The 22,171-nt window shown below is 71.4% G+C and carries 19 protein-coding genes and 1 tRNA gene; 8 read left to right on the top strand and 12 right to left on the bottom strand.

Going from position 1 to position 22,171, the window contains the following annotated elements:
- Nucleotides 1–60 precede the first annotated feature (60 nt).
- The 6 genes from rho to argS form a co-directional block, all read right to left on the bottom strand.
- Nucleotides 61–1,992, bottom strand: coding sequence for a transcription termination factor Rho (rho, locus tag ACVW2K_RS11500; protein ID WP_457202604.1), 1,932 nt, complete (start codon nucleotides 1,990–1,992; stop codon nucleotides 61–63).
- A 195-nt stretch (nucleotides 1,993–2,187) separates the two neighbouring features.
- Entirely contained in the window at nucleotides 2,188–3,096 is a 909-nt protein-coding gene (thrB, locus tag ACVW2K_RS11495; protein ID WP_457202603.1) for a homoserine kinase, read from the bottom strand.
- 2 nt (nucleotides 3,097–3,098) lie between these two features.
- Complete coding sequence (thrC, locus tag ACVW2K_RS11490) at nucleotides 3,099–4,187, bottom strand: threonine synthase (RefSeq protein ID WP_231496214.1); 1,089 nt, start codon at nucleotides 4,185–4,187, stop codon at nucleotides 3,099–3,101.
- Nucleotides 4,178–5,491 (bottom strand): homoserine dehydrogenase, encoded by a 1,314-nt coding sequence (locus ACVW2K_RS11485; protein WP_457202602.1) that lies wholly within the window; start codon nucleotides 5,489–5,491, stop codon nucleotides 4,178–4,180. Before ACVW2K_RS11485 ends, thrC begins: the two co-directional genes overlap by 10 nt.
- Nucleotides 5,488–6,894, bottom strand: a complete 1,407-nt coding sequence (gene lysA, locus ACVW2K_RS11480) for a diaminopimelate decarboxylase (RefSeq protein ID WP_457202601.1) — start codon at nucleotides 6,892–6,894, stop codon at nucleotides 5,488–5,490. Before lysA ends, ACVW2K_RS11485 begins: the two co-directional genes overlap by 4 nt.
- Nucleotides 6,895–6,901: 7 nt before the next feature.
- A complete protein-coding gene (gene argS, locus ACVW2K_RS11475; protein WP_457202600.1) occupies nucleotides 6,902–8,566 on the bottom strand; it encodes an arginine--tRNA ligase in 1,665 nt (554 codons plus the stop codon).
- Nucleotides 8,567–8,728: 162 nt separating this feature from the next.
- On the opposite strand from argS, the gene ACVW2K_RS11470 reads away from it, so the two are divergent.
- A tRNA-Arg gene (locus ACVW2K_RS11470) sits at nucleotides 8,729–8,801 on the top strand.
- 242 nt (nucleotides 8,802–9,043) lie between these two features.
- Complete coding sequence (locus ACVW2K_RS11465; protein ID WP_457202599.1) at nucleotides 9,044–10,447, top strand: choice-of-anchor P family protein; 1,404 nt, start codon at nucleotides 9,044–9,046, stop codon at nucleotides 10,445–10,447.
- 63 nt (nucleotides 10,448–10,510) lie between these two features.
- Here ACVW2K_RS11465 and ACVW2K_RS11460 read toward each other — a convergent pair whose 3' ends face one another.
- The gene (locus ACVW2K_RS11460; protein WP_457202598.1) at nucleotides 10,511–11,416 is read right to left on the bottom strand and encodes an LCP family protein; all 906 of its coding nucleotides are present in this window, start codon (nucleotides 11,414–11,416) and stop codon (nucleotides 10,511–10,513) included.
- The gene (locus ACVW2K_RS11455) at nucleotides 11,416–12,009 is read right to left on the bottom strand and encodes a hypothetical protein (protein ID WP_457202597.1); all 594 of its coding nucleotides are present in this window, start codon (nucleotides 12,007–12,009) and stop codon (nucleotides 11,416–11,418) included. Before ACVW2K_RS11455 ends, ACVW2K_RS11460 begins: the two co-directional genes overlap by 1 nt.
- A gap of 185 nt (nucleotides 12,010–12,194) precedes the next feature.
- Between ACVW2K_RS11455 and ACVW2K_RS11450 the strand changes: the two genes are divergently transcribed.
- Nucleotides 12,195–15,968: a multifunctional oxoglutarate decarboxylase/oxoglutarate dehydrogenase thiamine pyrophosphate-binding subunit/dihydrolipoyllysine-residue succinyltransferase subunit gene (locus ACVW2K_RS11450; protein ID WP_457202596.1), complete on the top strand. Its 3,774-nt coding sequence runs from the start codon at nucleotides 12,195–12,197 to the stop codon at nucleotides 15,966–15,968.
- A gap of 109 nt (nucleotides 15,969–16,077) precedes the next feature.
- Nucleotides 16,078–16,254, top strand: a complete 177-nt coding sequence (locus ACVW2K_RS11445) for a DUF6104 family protein (protein WP_180936248.1) — start codon at nucleotides 16,078–16,080, stop codon at nucleotides 16,252–16,254.
- A gap of 231 nt (nucleotides 16,255–16,485) precedes the next feature.
- Here ACVW2K_RS11445 and ACVW2K_RS11440 read toward each other — a convergent pair whose 3' ends face one another.
- Nucleotides 16,486–17,040, bottom strand: coding sequence for a TetR family transcriptional regulator (locus ACVW2K_RS11440; RefSeq protein WP_457202595.1), 555 nt, complete (start codon nucleotides 17,038–17,040; stop codon nucleotides 16,486–16,488).
- Complete coding sequence (locus tag ACVW2K_RS11435; RefSeq protein WP_457202594.1) at nucleotides 17,033–19,306, bottom strand: arylsulfatase; 2,274 nt, start codon at nucleotides 19,304–19,306, stop codon at nucleotides 17,033–17,035. The genes ACVW2K_RS11440 and ACVW2K_RS11435 overlap by 8 nt, the downstream gene beginning before the upstream one ends.
- Before the next feature lie 62 nt (nucleotides 19,307–19,368).
- Between ACVW2K_RS11435 and ACVW2K_RS11430 the strand changes: the two genes are divergently transcribed.
- From ACVW2K_RS11430 to ACVW2K_RS11415, 4 genes are read left to right on the top strand one after another with little or no spacing between them, the layout of a single operon-like run.
- Nucleotides 19,369–20,016, top strand: coding sequence for an acetoacetate decarboxylase family protein (locus tag ACVW2K_RS11430; protein ID WP_457202593.1), 648 nt, complete (start codon nucleotides 19,369–19,371; stop codon nucleotides 20,014–20,016).
- Between the two features lies 1 nt (nucleotide 20,017).
- Nucleotides 20,018–20,488 (top strand): MmcQ/YjbR family DNA-binding protein, encoded by a 471-nt coding sequence (locus ACVW2K_RS11425; RefSeq protein WP_457202592.1) that lies wholly within the window; start codon nucleotides 20,018–20,020, stop codon nucleotides 20,486–20,488.
- Nucleotides 20,489–20,513: 25 nt separating this feature from the next.
- Complete coding sequence (locus ACVW2K_RS11420; protein WP_155992078.1) at nucleotides 20,514–20,687, top strand: hypothetical protein; 174 nt, start codon at nucleotides 20,514–20,516, stop codon at nucleotides 20,685–20,687.
- A gap of 9 nt (nucleotides 20,688–20,696) precedes the next feature.
- Nucleotides 20,697–20,837, top strand: coding sequence for a hypothetical protein (locus tag ACVW2K_RS11415; RefSeq protein WP_155992077.1), 141 nt, complete (start codon nucleotides 20,697–20,699; stop codon nucleotides 20,835–20,837).
- 4 nt (nucleotides 20,838–20,841) lie between these two features.
- Here ACVW2K_RS11415 and ACVW2K_RS11410 read toward each other — a convergent pair whose 3' ends face one another.
- Nucleotides 20,842–21,063, bottom strand: coding sequence for a hypothetical protein (locus tag ACVW2K_RS11410; RefSeq protein ID WP_457202591.1), 222 nt, complete (start codon nucleotides 21,061–21,063; stop codon nucleotides 20,842–20,844).
- Nucleotides 21,064–21,073: 10 nt separating this feature from the next.
- Nucleotides 21,074–22,162 (bottom strand): fatty acid desaturase family protein, encoded by a 1,089-nt coding sequence (locus ACVW2K_RS11405; RefSeq protein ID WP_457202590.1) that lies wholly within the window; start codon nucleotides 22,160–22,162, stop codon nucleotides 21,074–21,076.
- Nucleotides 22,163–22,171: the final 9 nt, after the last annotated feature.

Here is a 22,171-nt window from a genome sequence, read left to right as displayed (position 1 = left end):
TCGGCTCCCCGCGAAGCAGAAGGGCCGCTCCCCCGGGGAACGGCCCTTCCGGCGTATCTGTCAGTCCTCGCGCCCACCGCTCGGGGTCGGCGTGGTCTTCTGCACCTGCATGAGGAACTCGATGTTGGTCTGCGACTTCTTCAGGCGCTCGAGCAGCAGCTCGAGCGCCTGCTGCCCGTCGAGCCCGGAGAGCACCCGGCGCAGCTTCCAGACGATCTGGAGCTCCTCCTTGCTCATCAGCAGCTCCTCGCGCCGGGTACCGGACTGGACGGCGTCGATCGCCGGGAACAGCCGCTTGTCGGCGAAGTCGCGCCGCAGCCGGATCTCCATGTTCCCGGTGCCCTTGAACTCCTCGAAGATCACCTCGTCCATCTTCGAGCCGCTCTCGATCAGCGCGGTCGCGAGGATGGTCAGGGAGCCGCCGTTCTCGATGTTGCGGGCCGCACCGAAGAACTTCTTCGGTGGGTAGAGCGCCGCGGAGTCGACGCCGCCCGACAGGATCCGCCCGCTCGCGGGCGCCGCCAGGTTGTAGGCCCGACCGAGGCGGGTGATGCCGTCGAGCAGCACGACCACGTCGTGGCCGAGCTCGACCAGCCGCTTCGCGCGCTCGATGGCGAGCTCGGCGACCATCGTGTGGTCGCTCGCCGGGCGGTCGAAGGTCGAGGAGATGACCTCTCCCTTGACCGAGCGCTCGAAGTCGGTGACCTCCTCGGGGCGCTCGTCGACGAGCACCACCATCAGGTGGACCTCGGGGTTGTTCGTCGTGATCGAGTTCGCGATCGACTGCATGATGATCGTCTTGCCGGCCTTGGCGGGCGACACGATCAGGCCGCGCTGGCCCTTGCCGATGGGGGCGGCGATGTCGATGACCCGCCCGATCAGGTTGTCCGGCGTCGTCTCGAGGCGCAGCCGGTCCGAGGGGTACAGCGGGACCAGCTTGGCGAAGTCCACGCGGTTCTTCGCCGCCTCCGGGTCCGCGCCGTTGACGCTGTCGATGCGGACCATCGGGTTGAACTTCTCCTTGCGCTCGCCCTCGCGGGGCTGACGCACCTGGCCGACCAGCGCGTCACCGCGGCGCAGGCCGTACTTGCGGACCATCGAGAGCGAGACGTAGACGTCATCGCTGCCGGGCAGGTAGCCGCTGGTGCGCACGAACGCGTAGTTGTCGAGCACGTCGAGAATGCCCGCGGCCGGCACCAGGACGTCGTCGTCGAGGATCGTGGTGTCGGGCTCGTTGCGCCCGCTCCCCGCCGGCCGCTCCCGGTCGCGGCCCCGGCGCCGTCGGTTCCGGCGGCTGCCCTGGCCGTCCTCGCCGAGGTCGGCCTGGCCCTGGCCGCCCTGGTCCTGGTTCCGGTCCTGGTTCCGGTCCTGGTTCCGGTCCTGGTTGCGGTCCTGGTTCCGGTCCTGGCCGCTACGGTCCTGGCCGCCGCGGTCCTGGCTGCGGTCCTGGCCCCCGCGGTCCTGGCTGCGGTCCTGGTTCCGGCCCTGCTGACCGCCACGGTCCTGGCTGCGGTCCTGGCCGCGGTCCTGGCCGCGGTCCTGGCTGCGGTCCTGGCTGCGGGCCTGCTGGCCGCCCTGGTTCTTCTCCTGCTGGTCCTGCTTGTCCGGCCGCCGGTCCTGCTGGGACCGGTCCTGCAGGGGCGCCTCCTGCTTCTGGCGGTCGCGCTGGTCCTGCCGCTGGTCCTGCCGGGGCTCGGACGTCGGCTCGGACTCCGGCTCGGACCTCGGCCGGCGCTGCCGGTCCTGCTTCGCCTCCGGGCGCTGCTCGGACTTCGGCTCGCGCTCCTGCTCGGAGGGCCGGCCGCCCCCCGACTGGTGGGCCTTGATCGCCTCGACCAGCTGGGCCTTCTTCATCGATCCCGCACCGGGGATCCCCATGCCTCCGGCCATCGACTTGAGGTCGGCCAGCAGCATGGAGTTGAGCCCCCCACCGCGCTTCTTCGCCGGCTTCTCGTCGCCGGGGGCGGTGGTGGATTCGACGGTCTCCGTCACGTGAGGTCCTTCCCACGTATCTCGCCGTCCCGGCTCCGGGGCGGCGGCATCGGTCGCTGCCTCCACATCCGCCGGGCTGCGATCAGAAGGCAGTCGCGGGTGCGCGACAGCGAGGTCGCACGTGGACGAGGAGGAGGTCGCACCGAGAGCTCGGGCGCTCCACCAAGATACACCGGGCCGGCCGCGACGCCGGTATCAACCCAGCCGCGCGCCGTCCCGGTCGATCCGCAGGTGGTGCGCCGCCCAGCCGTCTGGACAGCGCGCCAGCAGCCTCGGGGCGCCGCCCGCGTCGGTGAACGCCAGCACCGTGGGTCCGGCCCCCGACACGATGGCCGGTACGCCGTCCGCCCGGAGCGCGTCGACCAGGGCCAGCGACTCCGGCATCGCGGGGCGGCGGTGGTCCTGGTGCAGGTAGTCGCGGGTCCCGCGCAACAGGTGCTCCGGCTGGCCGGCGAGCGCCGCGACGAGCAGCGCCGCGCGGCCCGCGTCGGCCGCGGCATCCGCGTGCGGCACCTCGGCGGGCAGCAGGCCGCGGGCGACCTCGGTCGAGACCGGGGTCGGGGGGACCAGGACGACCGCCTCGATCCGCGGGTCGACGGATGAGCGGACCGCGTAGAAGTCTCCGTCGGCCAGCCCGTCCCGGCCGGAGATGACGAAGCCGCCGTACAGCGCCGGTGCCACGTTGTCGGGATGACCCTCGAGGGTGGCGGCGAGCCGGAACAGCGCGTCGTCGTCCACGAGCAGCGACCCGCCCGCGACGAGCCCGCGCGCGAGCACGACGCCCGCGACGATCGCGGCCGACGAGGATCCCAGGCCGCGCGCGTGGGGGATCACGTTCGTGCAGGACAGCCGCAGCCCCGGCGGCTGCACGCCGGCCAGGTCGAACGCCGCCCGCATCGACCGCACCACGAGGTGCGACTCGTCCAACGGGACGTCGCCCGCTCCCGTGCCGGACACGGTGACCTCGAGCCCGGAGCCCGTCACCTCGGCCTCGAGGTCGTCGCGCAGGTCGAGCGCGAGCCCGAGGGAGTCGAAGCCGGGACCGAGGTTGGCGGACGTCGCCGGGACCGAGACGCGGACCGGGCCCTCGAGGAACCTGGTCATCCTCACGCCAGCCCGGCGGCCTCGGCCGCGGCGGCCACGTCGACGTCGACGACCGTGTCGACGATGGTGCCGCCGCTCTCGGTGAAGCCCTCGAGGGCCGTGGCGGTGTCCTTGAGGCCGTGCCCGGTGACGGTGATCGCGACCGTCGCGCCCCGGTAGGACTCGCCACCGGCCAGCTCCTGGAGCAGGCCCGCGACGCCGGCCGCGGACGCCGGCTCGACGAAGACGCCGTCGTGCGCGGCGAGCTCGCGCTGCGCCGCGAGGATCTGCCCGTCGCTGACGGCCGCGAACCGGCCGCCGGACTCGTCCCGGGCGGCCTCGGCGAGCTTCCAGGACGCCGGGTTGCCGATCCGGATCGCGGTCGCCCGGGTCTCCGGGTCCGGGAACGGCTCGCCGGTCACCAGCGGGGCCGCGCCCTCGGCCTGGAAGCCGCGCATCACGGGGGTCCTGGTGGCCAGGCCGGCGCCGGCGTACTGCGTGTAGCCGAGCCAGTACGCCGAGATGTTGCCGGCGTTCCCGACCGGGAGCAGGTGGTAGTCGGGTGCGTCACCGAGGAAGTCGACGATCTCGAAGGCAGCCGTCTTCTGGCCCTCGAGCCGGATCGGGTTGACCGAGTTCACGAGCGCGACCGGGTAGTCCCACGCCAGCCCCTTGGCCATCGCCAGGCAGTCGTCGAAGTTGCCGCGGACCATGATCACCTGGGCGCCGTGCAGGATCGCCTGCGCCATCTTGCCGGCGGCGATCTTGCCCTCGGGCACCAGCACGAGCGGCTTGAGCCCGGCCTTCGCGGCGTACGCCGCCATCGAGGCCGAGGTGTTGCCCGTCGAAGCGCACACGACCGCGGCGGCGCCGTCGTGCCTGGCGACCGAGATCGCCGCGGTCATGCCGCGGTCCTTGAACGAGCCGGTCGGGTTGTCGCCCTCGACCTTGAGCCAGACCTCGGCGCCGGTCAGGCCGGACAGCCACTCCGAGAACACCAGCGGCGTGCCGCCCTCGCGGAGCGTGACCGCCGTGGTGCCCTCGGGGATCTGGAGGAGGTCGCGGTACTCCTCGATGACCCCGCGCCACTGGTGGGTCCGACTCATTCCGATGCTCCTTCGACCCGCATCACCGAGGTGACCTCCCGGACGATGTCCATGCTGCGCAGGTGCTCGACGGTCGCGCCGAGCTGCGCGTCGGTCGACTCGTGCGAGACCACGACGAGCTGGGCGTCCAGGCCGCGGCCCTCCTGGCGCACCGTCTGGATCGAGACGCCGTTCTCGGCGAAGGCGGTCGCGACCGCGGCCAGCACGCCCGCGCGGTCGTCGACGTCGATCGCGACGTGGTAGCGGGTGATCGTCTCCCCCATCGGCAGCACCGCCCGGTCGGCGTACGCCGACTCGCCGGCGCCGCGAGTGCCCGCGAGGCGGTTGCGGGCGATCGTGACGAGGTCGCCGAGGACCGCCGAGGCGGTCGGCGCGCCACCGGCGCCCGGGCCGTAGAACATCAGCTGGCCGGCCGCCTCGGACTCCACGAAGACCGCGTTGTACGCCTCGCGCACCGACGCGAGCGGGTGCGACCTCGGGATCATCGCCGGGTGCACGCGGACGGCGACCGCGTCCTCTCCCCCGGACCCGGCCCGGAGCTCCGCGATCGCGAGCAGCTTGACCACGCTGTTCATCTCCACGGCCGACTGCACGTCGGCGGCCGTGACCTCCGTGATGCCCTCGCGGTAGACGTCCGCGGCGGTGACGCGCGAGTGGAACGCCAGCGACGCGAGGATCGCGGCCTTGGCGGCGGCGTCGAACCCCTCGACGTCGGCGGTCGGGTCGGCCTCGGCGTAGCCGAGGTCCTGGGCCTCCTCGAGCGCCTCCGCGAAGCCGGCCCCCGAGGAGTCCATCTTGTCGAGGATGAAGTTGGTGGTGCCGTTGACGATGCCGAGCACGCGGGTCACGCGGTCACCGGCCAGGGACTCCCGCAACGGACGCAGGATCGGGATCGCGCCGGCGACGGCGGCCTCGTAGTAGAGGTCGCGGCCGGCCTTCTCCGCGGCCTCGAACAGCGTCGGGCCGTCCTCGGCGAGCAGCGCCTTGTTGGCCGTGACGACCGAGGCCCCGCTCTCCAGCGCGGCGAGGATCAGGGACCGGGCCGGCTCGATGCCGCCGATCACCTCGACGACCAGGTCGACGTCCTCGCGCGTGACGAGGCCGATCGCGTCCGTGGTCAGCAGGCCCTCGGGGACCTCGACGTCGCGGGCGGCGTCCAGCCGCCGTACGGCGACGCCGACCAGCTCGACCGGGGCGCCGACGCGCGCGGCGAGGTCGCCCGCCTGCTCGCCGAGCAGCCGCACCACCTGGGAGCCGACCGAGCCACAGCCCAGCACGGCCACCTTGAGCGGCTTGTCACTCTCCTTCACGACGCATCACCCATGTCCGTTGCCAACAGGTCGTCCTCAGTCTCGCGGCGGACCACGACGCGCGCGACCCCGTCCCGCACCGCGACCACCGGCGGCCGCAGGGCGTGGTTGTAGTTGGAGGCCATCGAGCGGCAGTACGCCCCGGTGCCCGGCACCGCCAGCAGGTCGCCCGGCGCGAGGTCGCCGGGGAGGAACTCGTCCTTCACCACGACGTCACCCGCCTCGCAGTGCTTGCCGACCACCCTCGACAGCACCGGCGGCGCGTCCGACACCCGGTTGACGAGCGTGCAGGAGTAGTCGGCGTCGTACAGCGCGGTGCGGATGTTGTCGCTCATCCCGCCGTCGACGGAGACATAGCTGCGGACGGCGCCGCCGTCGAGCTGCACCGCCTTGACCGTGCCGATGGTGTAGACGGTGCACATCGCCGGGCCGACGATCGCCCGGCCGGGCTCGACGGAGAGCCGCGGCTCGGGGATGCCCAGCGCCCGGCATTCGTGCTCGACGATCTTGGTCATCTCGGTCGCGAGCTGCGCCGGGTCGGAGGGGTCGTCCTGGGTGGTGTACGCGATGCCGAAGCCGCCGCCGAGGTCCAGCTCGGGCAGCGTGACCCCGAGCTCGTCGGAGATGCGCGCCTGGAGCGCGAGCACGCGCCGGGCGGCGACCTCGAAGCCGGAGGAGTCGAAGATCTGGCTGCCGATGTGCGAGTGCAGGCCGAGCAGCTCGATGCCCGGCGCGGCCTCGACCCGTCGTACCGCCTCGAGGGCATCTCCCGAGGTGATCGAGAAGCCGAACTTCTGGTCCTCGTGCGCGGTCGCGATGTACTCGTGGGTGTGCGCCTCGACGCCGGCCGTCACGCGGACCATGACGCGAGCGGTCATCCCAGCCTCGGCGGTGATCGTCTCGAGCCGGGAGATCTCGTCGAACGAGTCGACGACGATCCGGCCGACGCCGGCGGCGACCGCGCGGCGCAGCTCCACCAGCGACTTGTTGTTGCCGTGGTAGCCGATCCGAGCCGGGTCGAAGCCCGCCCGCAGCGCCACCGTGAGCTCGCCGTCCGAGCACACGTCCAGGCTGAGTCCCTCCTCCTGCACCCACTGCGCGACCGCGGTGCAGAGGAACGCCTTGCCTGCGTAGAAGACGTCGTACGCCGCGAACGCGTCGCGGAAGGCCCGCGCCCTGGCGCGGAAGTCAGCCTCGTCGAGGACGTACGCCGGGGTGTTGACGTTCGCGACGAGCTCGGGGACCGACAGCCCACCGACGTGCAGCTCGCCGCCGGCCTTGTGCGCGGTCATCGACCAGAGCTGCGGGACCAGCGCGTTGGGGTCGACGGGCTGGCGCAGCCAGGCCGGGCCGCGCAGGGCTCCGGACGCGTGCGCCCAACCGGCCTCGTGGGTCGTGCTCATGCGGTTCTCACATCCGCTCGGGCGCGGAGACCCCGAGCAGGCCCAGCCCGTTGGCGAGCACCGTCCGGGTGGCGGCGACCAGGACCAGGCGGGCCCGGTGCAGGTCGCTCGTCTCCTCGTCGCCCATCGGCAGCACCCGGCAGTTGTCGTAGAACCGGTGGTAGACCCCCGCCATGTCCTCGAGGTACCGCGCGACCCGATGCGGCTCGCGCAGCTCCGCGGCAGCCGAGACGACCCGCGGGAACTCGGCCAGCGACCGCAGCAGGTCGCCCTCGCGCTCGTGCGAGAGGAGGCTCGGGTCGAAGTCGGCCGTGGACCAGGCGATGCCGAGGTCGCCGGCGTTGCGCAGGATCCCCGACACCCGGGCGTGGGCGTACTGCACGTAGAACACCGGGTTGTCGTTCGACGCCTTCGCCCAGAGGTCGAGGTCGATGTCGATGTTGGAGTCGCTGCTGTAACGCGCCATCGCGTACCGGGTCGCATCGACGCCGATCGCGCCGACGATGTCGTCGATGCTGATCACGTTGCCGGCGCGCTTCGACATCCGCAGCGGCTCACCGTCGCGGACCAGGTTGACCAGCTGGCCGATCAGGATCTCGAGGTTCACGTGGGGGGTATCGCCGAACGCGGCGCACATCGCCATCATCCGGCCGACGTAGCCGTGGTGGTCCGCGCCGAGCATGATGAAGCAGCGGTCGAAGCCGCGCTCCCGCTTGTCCAGGTAGTACGCCAGGTCTCCGGACAGGTAGGCGCCCTGCCCGTCGGACTTGATGATCACCCGGTCCTTGTCGTCACCGAACTTCTCGGTCGCGAGCCAGAGGGCGCCGTCCTTCTCGTAGGTGTTGCCGAGCTCGGTCAGCCGGTCCACGGCCCGATGCACGGCCCCGCTCCGGTGCAGGTCGTCCTCGTGGAAGTAGACGTCGAAGTCCACACCGAAGTCGTGGAGGCTCTGCTTCACCTCGGCGAACATCATCTCGACGCCCTCGGCCCGGAACACCTCCTGGGCCTGGTCGTCCGGCAGGTCCTTGACCTCGGGGCGCTTGGCGACCACGGCGTTCGCGATCTCGTGGATGTAGTCGCCGCCGTACCCGTCCTCGGGTGCCGGCTCCCCCTTGGCGCTGGCCAGCAGCGACCGGCTGAACCGGTCGATCTGCGCGCCGTGGTCGTTGAAGTAGTACTCCCGGGTCACGTCCGCCCCGGCCATCTCGAAGACCCGGCCGAGGGCGTCGCCCACCGCGGCCCACCGCACCCCGCCGAGGTGCAGTGGACCGGTGGGGTTCGCGGACACGAACTCGAGGTTGATCTTCTCCCCCGCGAGGAGGTCGCTCGCGCCGTACGACGCGCCGGCGTCGACGATCTGCGCCGCCACGATGCCCTGGGCGCCGGCCGCGACGGTGATGTTGAGGAAGCCCGGGCCGGCGATGTCGACCCCGGCGATCCCGTCGGTCCGCTCCAGGCGCTCCCGGACCAGGGCCGCGAGGTCGCGCGGGTTCATGCCCGCCCGCTTGCCGAGCTGGAGGGCGACGTTGGTGGCGTAGTCGCCGTGTCCCTTCTGTCGCGGCCGCTCCACCGTCACGCTCGTCAGGGCGCCGTCCGGCAGGGTGATGGCACCCTCGTCGGACAGCGTCGTCAGCACGTCGGCGATCGCGGTGGAGAGCTGCTCGGGAGTCACCGGCCAAGGGTATCGGCGCACCGGCCGCGGACCCGCACCGATATCGGCGGTGGGACGAGCGGCAACGGGCTCTCGGTCCGATGCAGACCCGATGGCAGATCCGATTGCAGCGTGGCCGCGGGTCGGCTGTAGGGTTCTGCCAGTCCCGCACCGCGGGGCGATGCCTCCGTAGCTCAGGGGATAGAGCACTGGTTTCCGGTACCAGGTGCCGCAGGTTCGAATCCTGCCGGGGGCGCCCTTCATCTCCACCTGGAACACGTTCCAGAATTCAGGGAAAACGCCTGTTCAGACCGGAAGTTACGCCGGTCCGAGAAATGGGCATCAGCGGTCAAGACCGGCTCGGGTTTTCTCGGGCCCACCTCTCCCCAAACCGCCGGTTCGATGCCCACAATCGACGCCAGCATGGGATCCAGCAGCAGCCGCAGCTGACGGGGAGGGACGCAGCGGCTCCGGCATCTGAGAGAGCAGGAAACCGCCTTGAACACCTCGCCCCTCCGCAGGGCTGTCGCGACCGTCTCGGTCTGCGCCGCCGGCTTCGCCGGTGCCCTTGCCACCACTCCGGCCGCCGACGCGGCGCACCACACCGGCCGCCACGCGGAGCGTGGTGCCGGCACCCCGGTGAAGACCGACCTCGGCTACAAGGGCACCGTCTACGGCACCAAGCTGCTGCTCGACGGTGTCGAGGTCCGCAACGCCAAGACCGCGTTCGCCCAGCAGCGCTGCACCCGGTACGCCGGCCGCGAGGTCACCAAGGGCGCCGAGATCAGCGACCTGGGGATCCCGCTGGTCGCGGGCGGCCTGTCGACGTCGTACACCCAGACCTACCGCAAGGACGGGGTGCACGGCGTCCGCGGTGTCAGCACCATCGGCGACCTCTCGCTCGGCGGAGAGTTCCAGGGCCAGCAGACCCCGACGCTCGACCTCACGGGCCTCGTCTCGACCGCGGACGCGTTCCAGAAGGCCGACGGCACCTTCGGGCACACCGAGGCCTTCTCGTTCGGCGGGCTCTCCATCGGCAACCTGCCCGACCAGGTCCCGCAGGAGCTCCAGGACCTCCTCGACGTCCTCGGCCAGACCACCGGTGACATCGTCGGCCAGGTGATCGACGTGCTCCACCAGGCCGGCGACACCATCGACATCCCCGGCCTGGGCAGCATCGGCCTGGCCGGCGTGAAGTCCGGCAAGACCACCGACCACTCCGCGTCCTCGCAGAGCTACGCGCTGCGGCTCACCGTCACCGCCACCGGCCACCCGACCGAGATCACCCTCGGCCGCGCGCGCACCGCGATCTACGAGCCGGTGCCGGCGGGTGTCTTCCAGTCCCGTGCGATGGGCCTCGCCCTGCTGGGCAGCAACGACCTGGTCAGCCTCGGCGGGCTCGAGGAGCAGTCGCTCCCCTGCTCGGGCAGCAACGGCAAGGTGCAGAAGCACAGCATCGCCGACGTCCGTGTGCTCGGCGGCCTGGTCGGCATGACCGGCGTCCAGTACGACCTGATGGGCGACCAGAGCCCGAACGGCGCCGCCCGCGGCTTCGTGCGGACCACGATCGGCTCGCTGAACGTGCCGAGCATCGGCCTGGTCATCGACGGCATCACCTCGAAGGTCAACCTCCGCAAGGCCGCGGACACCACCAAGGTCCAGCGCACCGTCCAGACCTCGATCGCGAAGATCACGCTGAACGGCGAGGAGATCGCGGTCCCGACCCGGGCCGGGCAGATCGTCGACCTCGGCAGCGGGAACTTCCTGGAGTACCGCGTGATCAGCCGCAACAGCTGGACCGGCGTCGAGACGCGGGCGCTCACGCTGACCCTGCCCGACCTGATCCCCGACGGGGCGATCCTCGACCTCGCCTGGGCGGGCGCGCACATCAGCCCGAACTGAACTCGGGTCACCACCAGCAGCAACCGCGACGATCGGGCACCGCCGCCCTCGGACAGCTCCGGGTCAGCAGTGCTCGATCGTCGCGTCGGTGCGCGCCTCGTCGCCGAGCCGGCGCGCCATGTCGGTGGACGGCAGCACGACGCTGGCCCCGCCGATGTCGCCGATGCCGCCCTGGACCACGCAGCTGGTGATCTTCCGCGGCTCCACCTGCGCCATCGCCTCGGCGAGCCTGAACAGCTCGGCGGGCGGCAGGTTCGTGTAGAGGTGCGCCATCACCGACAGCACGCCCTTCTCGATGAAGCCGGGGACGTCGGCCTTCGCGCGCACCTTCGCCTGGATGCCGCGCAGCACGCGCTGCTGGTTGGCGGACCGGTCGAAGTCGCCGCGGAGCAGGTTGTGCCGGATGCGGGAGAACGCCATCGCGTCGTACCCACCGAGGTGGATCCGGCCCTTCGGGAAGCCCTGCGGCTTGAGGTAGGTGTCGTCGAAGGCGATCGGATTGTCGACGTCGATGCCGCCGATGTCCTTGATCATCGCCTGGAAGAACTTGAACCGGGTGATGAAGACGTAGTCGGGCTGGATGCCGACCAGGTTGCCGACCGTCTGGCCGAGCAGCTGCGCACCGCCGTAGTAGAGGGACGCGTTGATCTTGTCGAAGCCGTGGCCCGGGATCTCGACCCACGAGTCGCGGGGGACGCCGATGGCCGTGGCCGCGCCGGTCCTCGTGTCCATGCCGACCAGCTGGAGCGCATCACCGCGGGTGTGCGTCATGTCCTCGCCGGGGCGGGCGTCCGAGCCGACCGCCAGGATCCAGATGACGTCGGGGCTGAGGTCGACGCCGTTCGCCTGGTCGACCTTCACCAGGGCGACCTCGGTGGTCTTCACCGCGGAGTCCGGCACGACGAGCGCCGCGATCGCCAGCACCAGCCCGACCGTGACCAGCCGGAGCGTCCTCCGCCAGCGGCTCATCACACCGCCCCCTTCGTCATGTCGTAGCCGAAGACCCGCCAGCCGTCGTCGGTGTGCGTGAGGAACAGTCGCCCCTTGACCCGCACCTCCCGCTCGAGGTCACCCGTGGTGCCGAAGCCGAGGAACACGTGGGCGGTCACGCCGACGGGGTGCTGCTTCACGGCGAGCACGTCGATGCGGACCACGCTCCGGTGCGGCGTGACGCCGTCGATCCGGTCGCCGATGTCCTCGTTGCTCATCAGCGCCCGGTCGCCGTGCGCCTCCTCCTGTGCGCCGAGCGTGAACCCCGGCCATGCGTCGGCGAAGTCCCGGCGGGGGTAGCCGCCCCCGAGGTACGCCGCCTCGGTCCAGCCGTCGACCACGTCGCCGACCTGCTGCGCGAGGCGCTGCCGGACCTCGGGCGTGAGCCTCCCGGTGATCGTCCCGAACGACACCTGGGAGTCGACGGCGTGGTCGACCGACGCGCCCGGGGACCCGGGAGCGCCGGTGAAGCCGCCGTCGTCGTCGGAGCCGGCGCTGCAGCCCGTGGCCCCGAGGGTGAGGATGAGCGCCGCCACGGTCGCGCGGCCGGCTCGTCGTACTGGTCTCGTCATGCTCCGGGACTCCCCTGTTCGAGCGCTCTTCCGGTGGGTCTGCCCGGCAGTGTGAGCGACGCGGATGTGGCTCGGGGCACACCACGCCGAAATGCCACCCCGGCAGTCTGCATTTGCTGGGGCGGGGGTCTAGCCTTGACGACTGAACTACCCCCGTGCACGTTCCGGAAGAGGCGAATCAAACCGTGCCGCAGTCCCCAGGCAACAAGTCCGCCGTCCCCAGCCATTTCGAGGGGGCCGACTTCGGCGCCAACGAGTGGCTCGTGGAGGAGATGTACGACCAGTACCAGCGGGACCCCGGCAGCGTCGATCCCACGTGGGTGAAGTACTTCCAGGGCAACGGCAAGCCTGGCGCGCCGTCCAACGGCACGTCGCACGCGGCCCCGGCCGCGAAGCCGGCACCGGCCTCGACCTCGACCTCGACCTCGACCTCGTCCTCTGCGCCGGCCCCGACCAAGGCTCCGGAGCCGAAGCAGGTCGAGCACAAGGACCCGACCCCGACCCCCGCCCCGGTCGCGAAGCCGCGCCCGCAGACCAAGGCCGCCGAGCCGGCCAAGGGCACCTCGAACCCGGTCCCGAAGGAGTCCCGTCCCCCGGCCCCGCCGGCGGCCAGCGACGAGCCGACGTACACCGTCCTCCGCGGTGCCCCGGCCCGCACGGTGCAGAACATGGACGCCTCGCTCTCGGTCCCGACCGCGACCTCGGTCCGCTCGGTGCCGGTCAAGCTGCTCTGGGACAACCGCACCGTCATCAACAACCACCTGGCCCGGGCCCGCGGCGGCAAGGTGTCCTTCACGCACCTGATCGGCTACGCGCTGGTCAAGGCGCTGACGTCGATGCCGGAGATGAACGTCGGCTTCGACGTCGTCGACGGCAAGCCGAACCTGATCACGCCCGCGCACATCAACCTCGGCCTCGCGATCGACGTGAAGAAGCCGGACGGCACGCGCCAGCTCCTCGTCCCGAGCATCAAGGCCGCCGAGTCGATGGACTTCGCGGCGTTCTGGACGGCGTACGAGGAGATCGTGCGCGAGACCCGGGACAGCAAGCTGACGATCGAGGACTTCCAGGGCACGACGATCTCGCTGACCAACCCGGGCGGCATCGGCACGGTGCACTCGGTGCCGCGCCTGATGAAGGGCCAGGGCGCGATCATCGGCGTCGGCGCGATGGAGTACCCCCCCGAGTGGCAGGGCGCGTCCGAGGACGCGATCGCCCGCAACGCGATCAGCAAGGTCATGACGCTGACCTCGACGTACGACCACCGGGTCATCCAGGGCGCGCAGTCGGGTGAGTTCCTCAAGCGGATGCACCAGCTGCTGCTGGGCCAGGACGAGTTCTACGACGAGATCTTCCGCTCGCTGCGGATCCCGTACGAGCCGATCCGCTGGGCCAACGACATCTCGACGTCCCACGACGACGAGATCAGCAAGCAGGCCCGGATCCTCGAGCTGATCCACGCCTACCGGGTGCGCGGCCACATGATGGCCGACACCGACCCCCTCGAGTACCGGCAGCGCAGCCACCCCGACCTCGAGGTGGAGTCGCACGGCCTGACCCTGTGGGACCTCGACCGCGAGTTCGCCACCGGGTCGTTCGGCGGCGAGGGCCGGCGGTTCATGAAGCTGCGCCACATCCTGGGCATCCTGCGCGACTCGTACTGCCGCACCACGGGCATCGAGTACATGCACATCATGGACCCCGAGCAGCGTCGCTGGATCCAGGAGCGGGTCGAGCAGCCGCACACCAAGCCGCCCCGCGAGGAGCAGCTGCGGATCCTGCTCAAGCTGAACCAGGCCGAGGCCTTCGAGACCTTCCTCCAGACCAAGTTCGTCGGCCAGAAGCGGTTCTCCCTCGAGGGCGGCGAGACGACGGTCCCGGTCCTCGACGAGATCTGCGAGGCGGCGGCCGAGGCCGGGCTCGACGAGGTCACGATGGGCATGGCGCACCGTGGCCGGCTGAACGTGCTCGCGAACATCGTCGGCAAGAAGTACAGCCAGATCTTCCGCGAGTTCGAGGGCAACATCGACCCGCGCACCGTCCAGGGCTCCGGCGACGTGAAGTACCACCTCGGCGCCGAGGGCGAGTTCGTCGCCGGCTCCGGTGCCGAGATCAAGGTCTCGGTCGCCGCGAACCCCTCGCACCTCGAGGCCGTCGACCCGGTGCTCGAGGGCATCGCCCGAGCCAAGCAGGACGTGCTCGACCGTGGCCGGGAGTACCCCGTCCTGCCGCTGCTCGTGCACGGCGACGCGGCGTTCGCCGGCCAGGGCGTGGTCGCGGAGACGCTGAACCTCTCGCAGCTGCGCGGCTACCGCACCGGCGGCACCATCCACGTGGTCGTCAACAACCAGGTCGGCTTCACCACCTCCCCCGGCTCATCGCGCTCGTCGCTGTACTGCACCGACGTCGCGCGGATGGTCCAGGCGCCGATCTTCCACGTGAACGGCGACGACCCGGAGGCGTGCATCCGGGTCGCGCGGCTGGCGTTCGAGTACCGCCAGGCGTTCAACAAGGACGTCGTCATCGACCTGGTCTGCTACCGGCGGCGGGGTCACAACGAGGGCGACGACCCGTCGTACACCCAGCCGCTGATGTACGACCTGATCGAGCAGAAGCGCTCGGTCCGCAAGCTCTACACCGAGTCCCTCATCGGTCGTGGCGACATCACGATCGAGGAGGCCGAGCAGGTCCTGCGCGACTACCAGCAGCAGCTGGAGCGGGTCTTCACCGAGGTGCGCGAGGCGAGCAGCCAGCCCGCGGAGTGGACGACGGTGCCGGACTACCCGGACAAGCCGAGCGGCGAGACCCGGACCGCGGTCTCCACCGAGGTGATGAAGCGGATCGCGGACGCCTACGTGACGCCGCCGGACGGCTTCACCGTGCACCCGAAGGTGATGCCGCAGCTCCAGCGCCGCTCGGCCGCGATCGCGGCCGGCCCGATCGACTGGGGCACCGGCGAGATCCTGGCGCTCGGCTCGCTGCTGATGGACGGCCGCCCGGTCCGCCTGGCCGGCCAGGACTCGCGCCGCGGCACCTTCGTCTCCCGGTTCGCGACGATCATCGACCGCCACAACGCCGACGAGTGGACGCCGCTGGCCAACCTCACCGAGGACCAGGCCAAGTTCTACATCTACGACTCGCTGCTCTCGGAGTACGCCGCGCTCGGGTTCGAGTACGGCTACTCGGTCGCCCGTCCCGAGGCACTCGTGCTCTGGGAGGCCCAGTTCGGCGACTTCGTCAACGGCGCCCAGACGGTGATCGACGAGTTCATCACCTCAGGTGAGACCAAGTGGCGCCAGCAGTCGGGCGTCGTGCTGCTGCTGCCGCACGGCTACGAGGGCCAGGGACCGGACCACTCGTCCGCGCGGATCGAGCGGTTCATGACCATGGCCGCCGACGACGCGTTCGTGATCGCCCAGCCGTCGACGCCCGCGTCGTACTTCCACCTGCTGCGCAAGCACTCGCTCGGTGAGGACCACCAGCCGCTGATCGTCTTCACGCCCAAGTCGATGCTGAAGCGCAAGGAGGCGGCCTCCACCCCGGACGAGTTCACGACCGGCACCTTCCGGCCGTTCATCACCGACGCGCAGGCCGACCCCGACCAGGTCGACACGCTGCTGCTGTGCTCGGGCCGGGTCACCTGGGACCTGATGGTCGAGCGCGCCAAGCGCGAGGACGCCGGCCGGTTCGCGATCGCCCGGGTGGAGCAGCTCTACCCGCGGCCCGAGGCCGAGATCCGCGACGAGATCGCGCGCTTCCCGAAGCTCAAGGCCGTGCGCTGGGTGCAGGACGAGCCCGCCAACATGGGCGCGTGGCCGCACTACGCGCTCAACGTCTGGGCGCACGTCGATGCCCAGGTCGAGCTCGTCTCGCGCACCGAGTCCTCCTCCCCCTCCGTCGGCACCGTGAAGCGGCACGCCGAGGAGCAGAAGGACCTCGTCGCCCGCGCGTTCAGCTGACGAGGGTCACCGTGGTTTGTCGTCGAGTGACGCGAACTGGCTGTCTTTCGGCCCGATTCGCAGCCACTTCGCGTCACTCGACGGTCCCGGCCCCGGCCGGGGAGGCCTGATGTACTTCACCGACCGCGGCATCGAGGAGCTCGAGAAGCGCCGGGGTGACGAGGAGGTCACCCTGGCCTGGCTCGCCGAGCGGCTCCAGGAGTTCACCGACACGCACCCGGAGTTCGAGACCGCCGTCGAGCGGTTCGCGACGTGGCTCGCGCGGCTGGACGACCCGGAGGACTGAACGGGGCGGGTTTCTCCGGCTGACCGGAGAAACCCGACCGACACGCCGCAGGAGGACCGGCGTGTCGTCGGGTTTCACACGACAACCCCTAGCTCGGGGCCAGGTCGGGGAGGTCAGCCAGGTGTCGAAGAACCGGGTGGGGTTCATCCCGGCCAGCTGCTCGACGAACGCCTGGAAGCCGGCCCGGTCGACGTTGCCTTGGATCCCCCGAGACGTGGCGAGCACCGATTCTCACACGAGCGCATCGAATCCCCGGTCGACGAGCCTGCCGAGGTCACCACCGTCGCGGAGCCAGGCCGCGGTGGCCGCGCGGAAGACGGCGATGCCCACCCCCGCGAGGGTCTCGGCGTCCGCCTCGCCACGCGCGACCAGCGCCGCGGCCAGGGCGTGCTCCCACGAGGCGAAGGTGTCGAAGAGCCGACCCCGCAGCGCCGGCGACGTCGCGGCCGCCCGCTGGCGCAGCGCGACCCGCTCCCGGTCGTCGCCGAAGCCGTCGGCGACCCGTACGACGGCCGCGCGGACCACCGCCAGGCCGCGACCCTCGGCACCGGCGACCAGCTCGCGCAGCTCGGCCTGCCGCTCGGTGCGGCCCATGTCGAGGACCTCGTCCTTGCCGGCGAAGTAGCGGAAGAAGGTGCGCGCCGAGACACCGGCGTCCGCCGCGATCGCCTCGACCGAGGTGGCGTCGTACCCGTCCGCCGCGAAGCGGCGCAGCGCGGCGTCCTCGAGTGCTCGCCGGGTGTCGGCCTTGTGCTGCTCGCGGCGGCCCGCCGACGGCTCAGTCACTCGCGACGGCCGCCTTCAGCTCGGTGCCGCGCTCGGGCCGGGCGTCCGGCCGGCCGCTGCGGAGCTCCACGCGGTCGAGGACGCCGCTGAACGTGAACGGCGGCCGGTAGTCGCGGCTCACCGCGACGCCGCGATCGCGGCCGACCAGCAGGCCGGCCCCGGCGGTCGAGAGGTTCGGGAAGAACATCAGGCCGGGCAGCGGCGCCTCCGCGACGTCGGCGCCGTCGACGGCGAGCACCACCTGCGCCGAGCGGCCCGGCTCGTAGCGCAGCTCCAGCACGTGCGCTCCCGGAGCGAGCGGGTCGGTCGCCGCGACCCGCACCGGGCCGTCGAGGAGAGCGAACGTCGCGGTCGGACGGCCGTTGAGCAGGTAGCACGCCCAGCCGCCGTGGCGGTCCCCGAGCGCGGCGACGATCCCTTCCCCGCCGGTGGCCGGGACCTCGAGGTACGCCGTCAGCACGAAGCCGCCCATCGCGGCCGGGAGCTGGCTCTCCTGGACCGGGCCGCCGCCCGGGCGGTACGTCGCGGACTCCGGCGGCGGGAACTCGCCGGGGTGCAGGTGGGCCATCGAGGCCGGGAACTCGAACAGCGGGAGCACCTGGTTGCGGCCGGCCTCGGCCCACCACAGCCCCTCCAGGCGGCGTACGACGTCCGGGTGCTCGTCGGCGACGTCCGCGGACTCTGAGAAGTCCTCGGAGAGCCGGTACAGCGACCAGCGGTCGGTGTCGAAGTCGTGGCTGCCGATCACGTGCTCGCGCTCGCCGAACTGGTTCGCGACGTGGTCGGTCACGGCCTTCCAGCCGTCGTGGTAGATGCCGCGCGAGCCCATCATCTCGAAGTACTGGAGCCGACGGTGCTCGGCCGCGTCCGGGTCGGCGAAGCTCGCGAGCATCGACGCGCCGTCGATCGGCTGCTGGGTGACGCCGTCGACCGTCTCGGGCATCTCGACGCCGGCCGCGTCGAGCACGGTGGCGTACAGGTCGACGGCGTGGCAGAACTGCGGCCGCACTCCCCCGCGCTCGGCCAGCCGGTCGCCCCACCGCACGACGAGCGGCGTCCGCACGCCGCCGAGCCAGGCGTACCGCTTCCAGAGGCGCAGCGGCGCGTTGCCCGCCCACGCCCAGCCCCACGGGTAGTGGTTGTTCGCGTCGGGCCCGCCGATCTCGTCGATGTGCTCGAGCGCAGTGCCGACGTCCTCGGTGAGCCCGAGCCAGCCGGCCGCCTCGTTCAAGGTGCCGGTGGGGCCGCCCTCGGCGCTCGCGCCGTTGTCCGACAGCACCATCACCAGCGTCTCGTCCGCGATGCCCTGCTCGTCGAGGAAGTCGAAGAGCCGCCCGAGGTGGTGGTCGGTGTGGGTCACGAACCCGGCGAACACCTCCATGTAGCGCGCGAACAGCCGACGCTCCTCGGCCGGGAGGCTCTCCCACTCCGGCACCCACGGCGGGCGCTCGGTCAGCACGGTGTCCGGCGGTACGACGCCCTCGGCGACCTGCCGGTCGTAGGCGCGCTGCCGCCAGGCCTCCCAGCCGTCGTCGAACTGGCCCCGGTACGGCGCCACCCACTCCTCGGTCACCTGGTGCGGCGCGTGCGCGGCGCCGGTGGCGAGGTAGCAGAGGAACGGCTTGCGGGCGGCGGCCTGCTGCTGGTCCCGGATCATCCGGATCGTCTGGTCGACCAGGTCCTCGGTGAGGTGATAGCCCTCCTCGGGTGTCCGGGGCGGCTCGATGTGGGTGTTGTCGCGGACCAGCTCGGGCGCCCACTGGTTCGTCTCCGCGCCCAGGAACCCGTAGTAGCGCTCGAAGCCCAGTCCCAGCGGCCAGCGCTCGAACGGGCCGGCGGCGGAGTACTCGCCCTTCGGTGTCAGGTGCCACTTGCCGACCGCCATCGTGTTGTAGCCGTGGTCGCGCAGCACCCGCGCCATCGTGGCGGCGCTCGGCGGGATCCGTCCGTGGTAGCCGGGGAAGCCCAGTGCGGCCTCCTGGGTGACGCCCATGCCGACCGCGTGGTGGTTGCGACCGGTGAGCAGCGCGGCCCGGCTCGCCGAGCAGACCGCGGTGACGTGGAACCGGTTGTACCGGAGACCCTGCGCCGCCACCCGGTCGATGTTCGGCGTCCGGAAGCCGGCTCCGAAGCAGCCGAGCTGCGCGAAGCCGATGTCGTCGAGCACGACGATCAGCACGTTCGGGGCATCCGGCGCGGGTGCCGGGTACCCGACGAAGCGTGGCTCGGAGCTGTCGACGCGGGTGGTGATGCGTGGGGTCTGCACCGGGCAATTCTGTCACTCGACTGACACTTTTGTCGCGGGTCCGGGTGCGGCAGGATGCGGGCATGGCCGAGCAGACGAGCGAGCACACCTCCGACTCCCCGACCGCCTACCCGCCGGCGCCGTGGCGGATGGTCGGCCAGCTCTGGCTCTCGCTGTTCAGGCTCGGTGAGGACGTCGACGACCTCCGGCCCGCCGGCGTGTACGGCGCGGCGTTCGTCAGCTACGAGCCCGGGTCGCCGCTGACCTACTCCGAGCTGCTGGTCGCGCGGCCGGTCCCGGTCGAGGGCCAGCGTGGCCGCCGGGTGTCGATCACCGACATCTGGGTGGACTCCCCCGCCTCGGTCGCCGGCGGCCGCGAGCTGTGGGCGATCCCCAAGGGGCTGTGCGACTTCGAGCTCGACACCGAGCACCGCGGACCGCTCTCGACCGCGGACTGGTCGGCTTCGTTCGGTCGCCGGCCGATCGCGTCCGCGACGTTCTCCGACGTGTCCCGGGCGATGGTCCGAGTGCCGTTCAGGGGCAGCACGTGGCAGCCCGGCATCGAGGACACCGACGGCGAGGAGCGCTCGGCGGTCCTGCAGGGGTCGTCGAAGGCGCTGCCCTGCCGGGGCCACTGGGACTTCGCTGCGGACGGGCCGCTGGGCTGGCTGCGGCCCGCGCGGCAGCTGGGGTCCTTCCGGATGGCTGACTTCCGGATGTCGTTCGGCTGAGGTGGTCGCCAGGATCGAGCCCGCCGAGGACGTCGTCCTCCGGCTCCGGACGGTTGCGATGTCGCTGCCCGAGGCCCGCGAGGAGGACGCCTGGACCGGCGTCCGCTGGCGCATCAGGACGACGACGTTCGCCCACGTGATGGTCGCGCAGCCGGGGTTCGAGTCGGCGTACCGCGAGATCACCGGCGACGACTCGACCAGGACCGTCCTGACCTTCCGGGCCACCGGCGACGAGCTGCTCGCCCTCACCCACGCCGGGCTGCCGTTCTACAAGCCGCCCTGGTCGCCGACGATCGTGGGCATGGTGCTCGACGACGACACCGACTGGGCCGAGGTCGCGGAGCTGGTCACCGAGTCGTACCGCTGCTGCGCGCCGCAGAAGCTGGTGCGGATCCTCGACGCCCCCGGACCCGCCGCGGGGACGGACGGCGGGCGCGGTCCAGCCGGACGCCCGGGGGGTACGCTCCACTGACCAACCATCCGCGGGGGAGGCCCTCATGGTCGTCTGGATCGTCATCGCCGCCGTCGTGGTCGCGCTCGCCGTGTTCGCGTTCTGGCCGCGGCAGCGCGGCATCGTGGACGACGACGTCCGCCGCCTCAAGCGCGACGCCGCCGCGGGTGGGCAGAACGGGAGCAACCGCTCGAACCCGCAGTTCAACGGTCCGCTCTAGGAGCCCGGGATGCTCTGGATCGTCGTCGCCGTCGTCGTGGTCGCGCTCGCGGCGTTCGCGTTCTGGCCGCGCGCGTCACGCGGCTACTCCGACAAGAGCGTCCGCGACGCCAAGGGCAGGGGCGACACCGACCTGTACGACGGACGCTGACCGGCTACCGGTCGTTGCTGCCGGGCAGCTCGTGCTCCGCGGCCGCCCGGCGGGCGGAGTCGCGGATCTCGAAGATCTCGGTCGCGAAGCCACCGATCGCCCCGGCGATGTCGCGGACGGCGCCGGTGAGGATCGTGGCCACCTGGCCGACCATCCCGGCGGCGGCCTCGACCGAGTCCTGAACGGCGTCCTTGCGGATCTCGTTGCGACTGAGGTGGTCCTTCATGTGGCCATCCTCAGGCGGCGACGGGCTCGGCCACAACGTGCTCCTGCCCACGCGGCCGGCCCGGCAGCGCCATCCGGCAGATCTTCCGCGCCACGCTCCCGAGCTGCCGGTGCAACGGACCGGTGTGGTAGGGCAGGCCGTACCGCTCGCAGATGTCGCGGATCTCGGCCGCGATCTCGGGGTACCGGCGGGCCGGCAGGTCCGGGAACAGGTGGTGCTCGATCTGGTGCGACAGGTTGCCGGTCAGCACGTGGAAGAGCTTGCCGCCGGTGATGTTCGCGGAGCCGAGCAGCTGCCGGTAGTACCACTGGCCCCGCGTCTCGTCCTCGCACTCCTCCTGGCTGAAGGTGGCGACGCCGGCCGGGAAGTGGCCGCAGAAGATGATGTTGAACGCCCAGATGTTGCGCACCAGGTTGGCGGTCGCGTTGCCGGCCAGCGTGAGCGGGAACAGCGGCCCCGTGAAGGCCGGGAACAGCACGTAGTCCTTGAGCGCCTGGCGCTTCACCTTGCGCATGATCCCGGCGTGCAGGGCCTTGTTCTCCGACATCTTCCGACGCCCGGCGACGATGTTCTCGACCTCGAGGTCGTGCATCGCGACACCCCACTCGAAGAAGACCATCAGCAGGAACGCGTACAGCGGGTTGCCCAGGTAGTAGGGGTGCCAGGGCTGGTCCTCGTCCATCCGCAGGATGCCGTACCCGATGTCGCGGTCCTTCCCGAGAATGTTGGTGTAGGTGTGGTGGATGTAGTTGTGGCTGTACTTCCACTGCTCGCTCGGGCAGACGTTGTCCCACTCGTACATCCGCGAGCTCAGCGCGGGGTCGCCCATCCAGTCGTACTGGCCGTGCATCACGTTGTGCCCGATCTCCATGTTGTCGAGGATCTTGGAGACCGAGAGGGCCGCGACCGCGAGCGGCCAGGCCGGCGGCAGGTAGAACAGGGCGCGACCGGCGACCTCGAGGCCGCGCTGGGTCTTGACGACGTTGCGGATGTACGCCGCGTCCTCCTCACCGAGGTCGTCGAGGATGCGGCGGCGTACGGCGTCGAGCTCCTCGCCGAACGCGTCGAGCTCGTCCTTGGTCAGCTTCGGCTCGGTCATGGCTGTCCT

The sequence above is a fragment of the Nocardioides sp. HB32 genome (genome assembly GCF_054058995.1).
The sequence above is the reverse complement of the archived record's forward strand: the minus strand, read 5'-3'. Positions and strand labels throughout refer to the sequence as shown.

Excerpts from the sequence above, each read along its gene's own strand:
- ACVW2K_RS11415 (WP_155992077.1), top strand. The coding sequence starts at position 20,697 with ATGCTCTGGATCGTCGTCGCCGTCGTCGTGGTCGCGCTCGCGGCGTTC.
- ACVW2K_RS11410 (WP_457202591.1), bottom strand. The coding sequence starts at position 21,063 with ATGAAGGACCACCTCAGTCGCAACGAGATCCGCAAGGACGCCGTTCAG.
- ACVW2K_RS11460 (WP_457202598.1), bottom strand. The coding sequence starts at position 11,416 with ATGAGCCGCTGGCGGAGGACGCTCCGGCTGGTCACGGTCGGGCTGGTG.
- ACVW2K_RS11445 (WP_180936248.1), top strand. The coding sequence starts at position 16,078 with ATGTACTTCACCGACCGCGGCATCGAGGAGCTCGAGAAGCGCCGGGGT.
- ACVW2K_RS11420 (WP_155992078.1), top strand. The coding sequence starts at position 20,514 with ATGGTCGTCTGGATCGTCATCGCCGCCGTCGTGGTCGCGCTCGCCGTG.
- ACVW2K_RS11430 (WP_457202593.1), top strand. The coding sequence starts at position 19,369 with ATGGCCGAGCAGACGAGCGAGCACACCTCCGACTCCCCGACCGCCTAC.
- ACVW2K_RS11455 (WP_457202597.1), bottom strand. The coding sequence starts at position 12,009 with ATGACGAGACCAGTACGACGAGCCGGCCGCGCGACCGTGGCGGCGCTC.
- thrB (WP_457202603.1), bottom strand. The coding sequence starts at position 3,096 with ATGACCAGGTTCCTCGAGGGCCCGGTCCGCGTCTCGGTCCCGGCGACG.
- lysA (WP_457202601.1), bottom strand. The coding sequence starts at position 6,894 with ATGAGCACGACCCACGAGGCCGGTTGGGCGCACGCGTCCGGAGCCCTG.
- ACVW2K_RS11405 (WP_457202590.1), bottom strand. The coding sequence starts at position 22,162 with ATGACCGAGCCGAAGCTGACCAAGGACGAGCTCGACGCGTTCGGCGAG.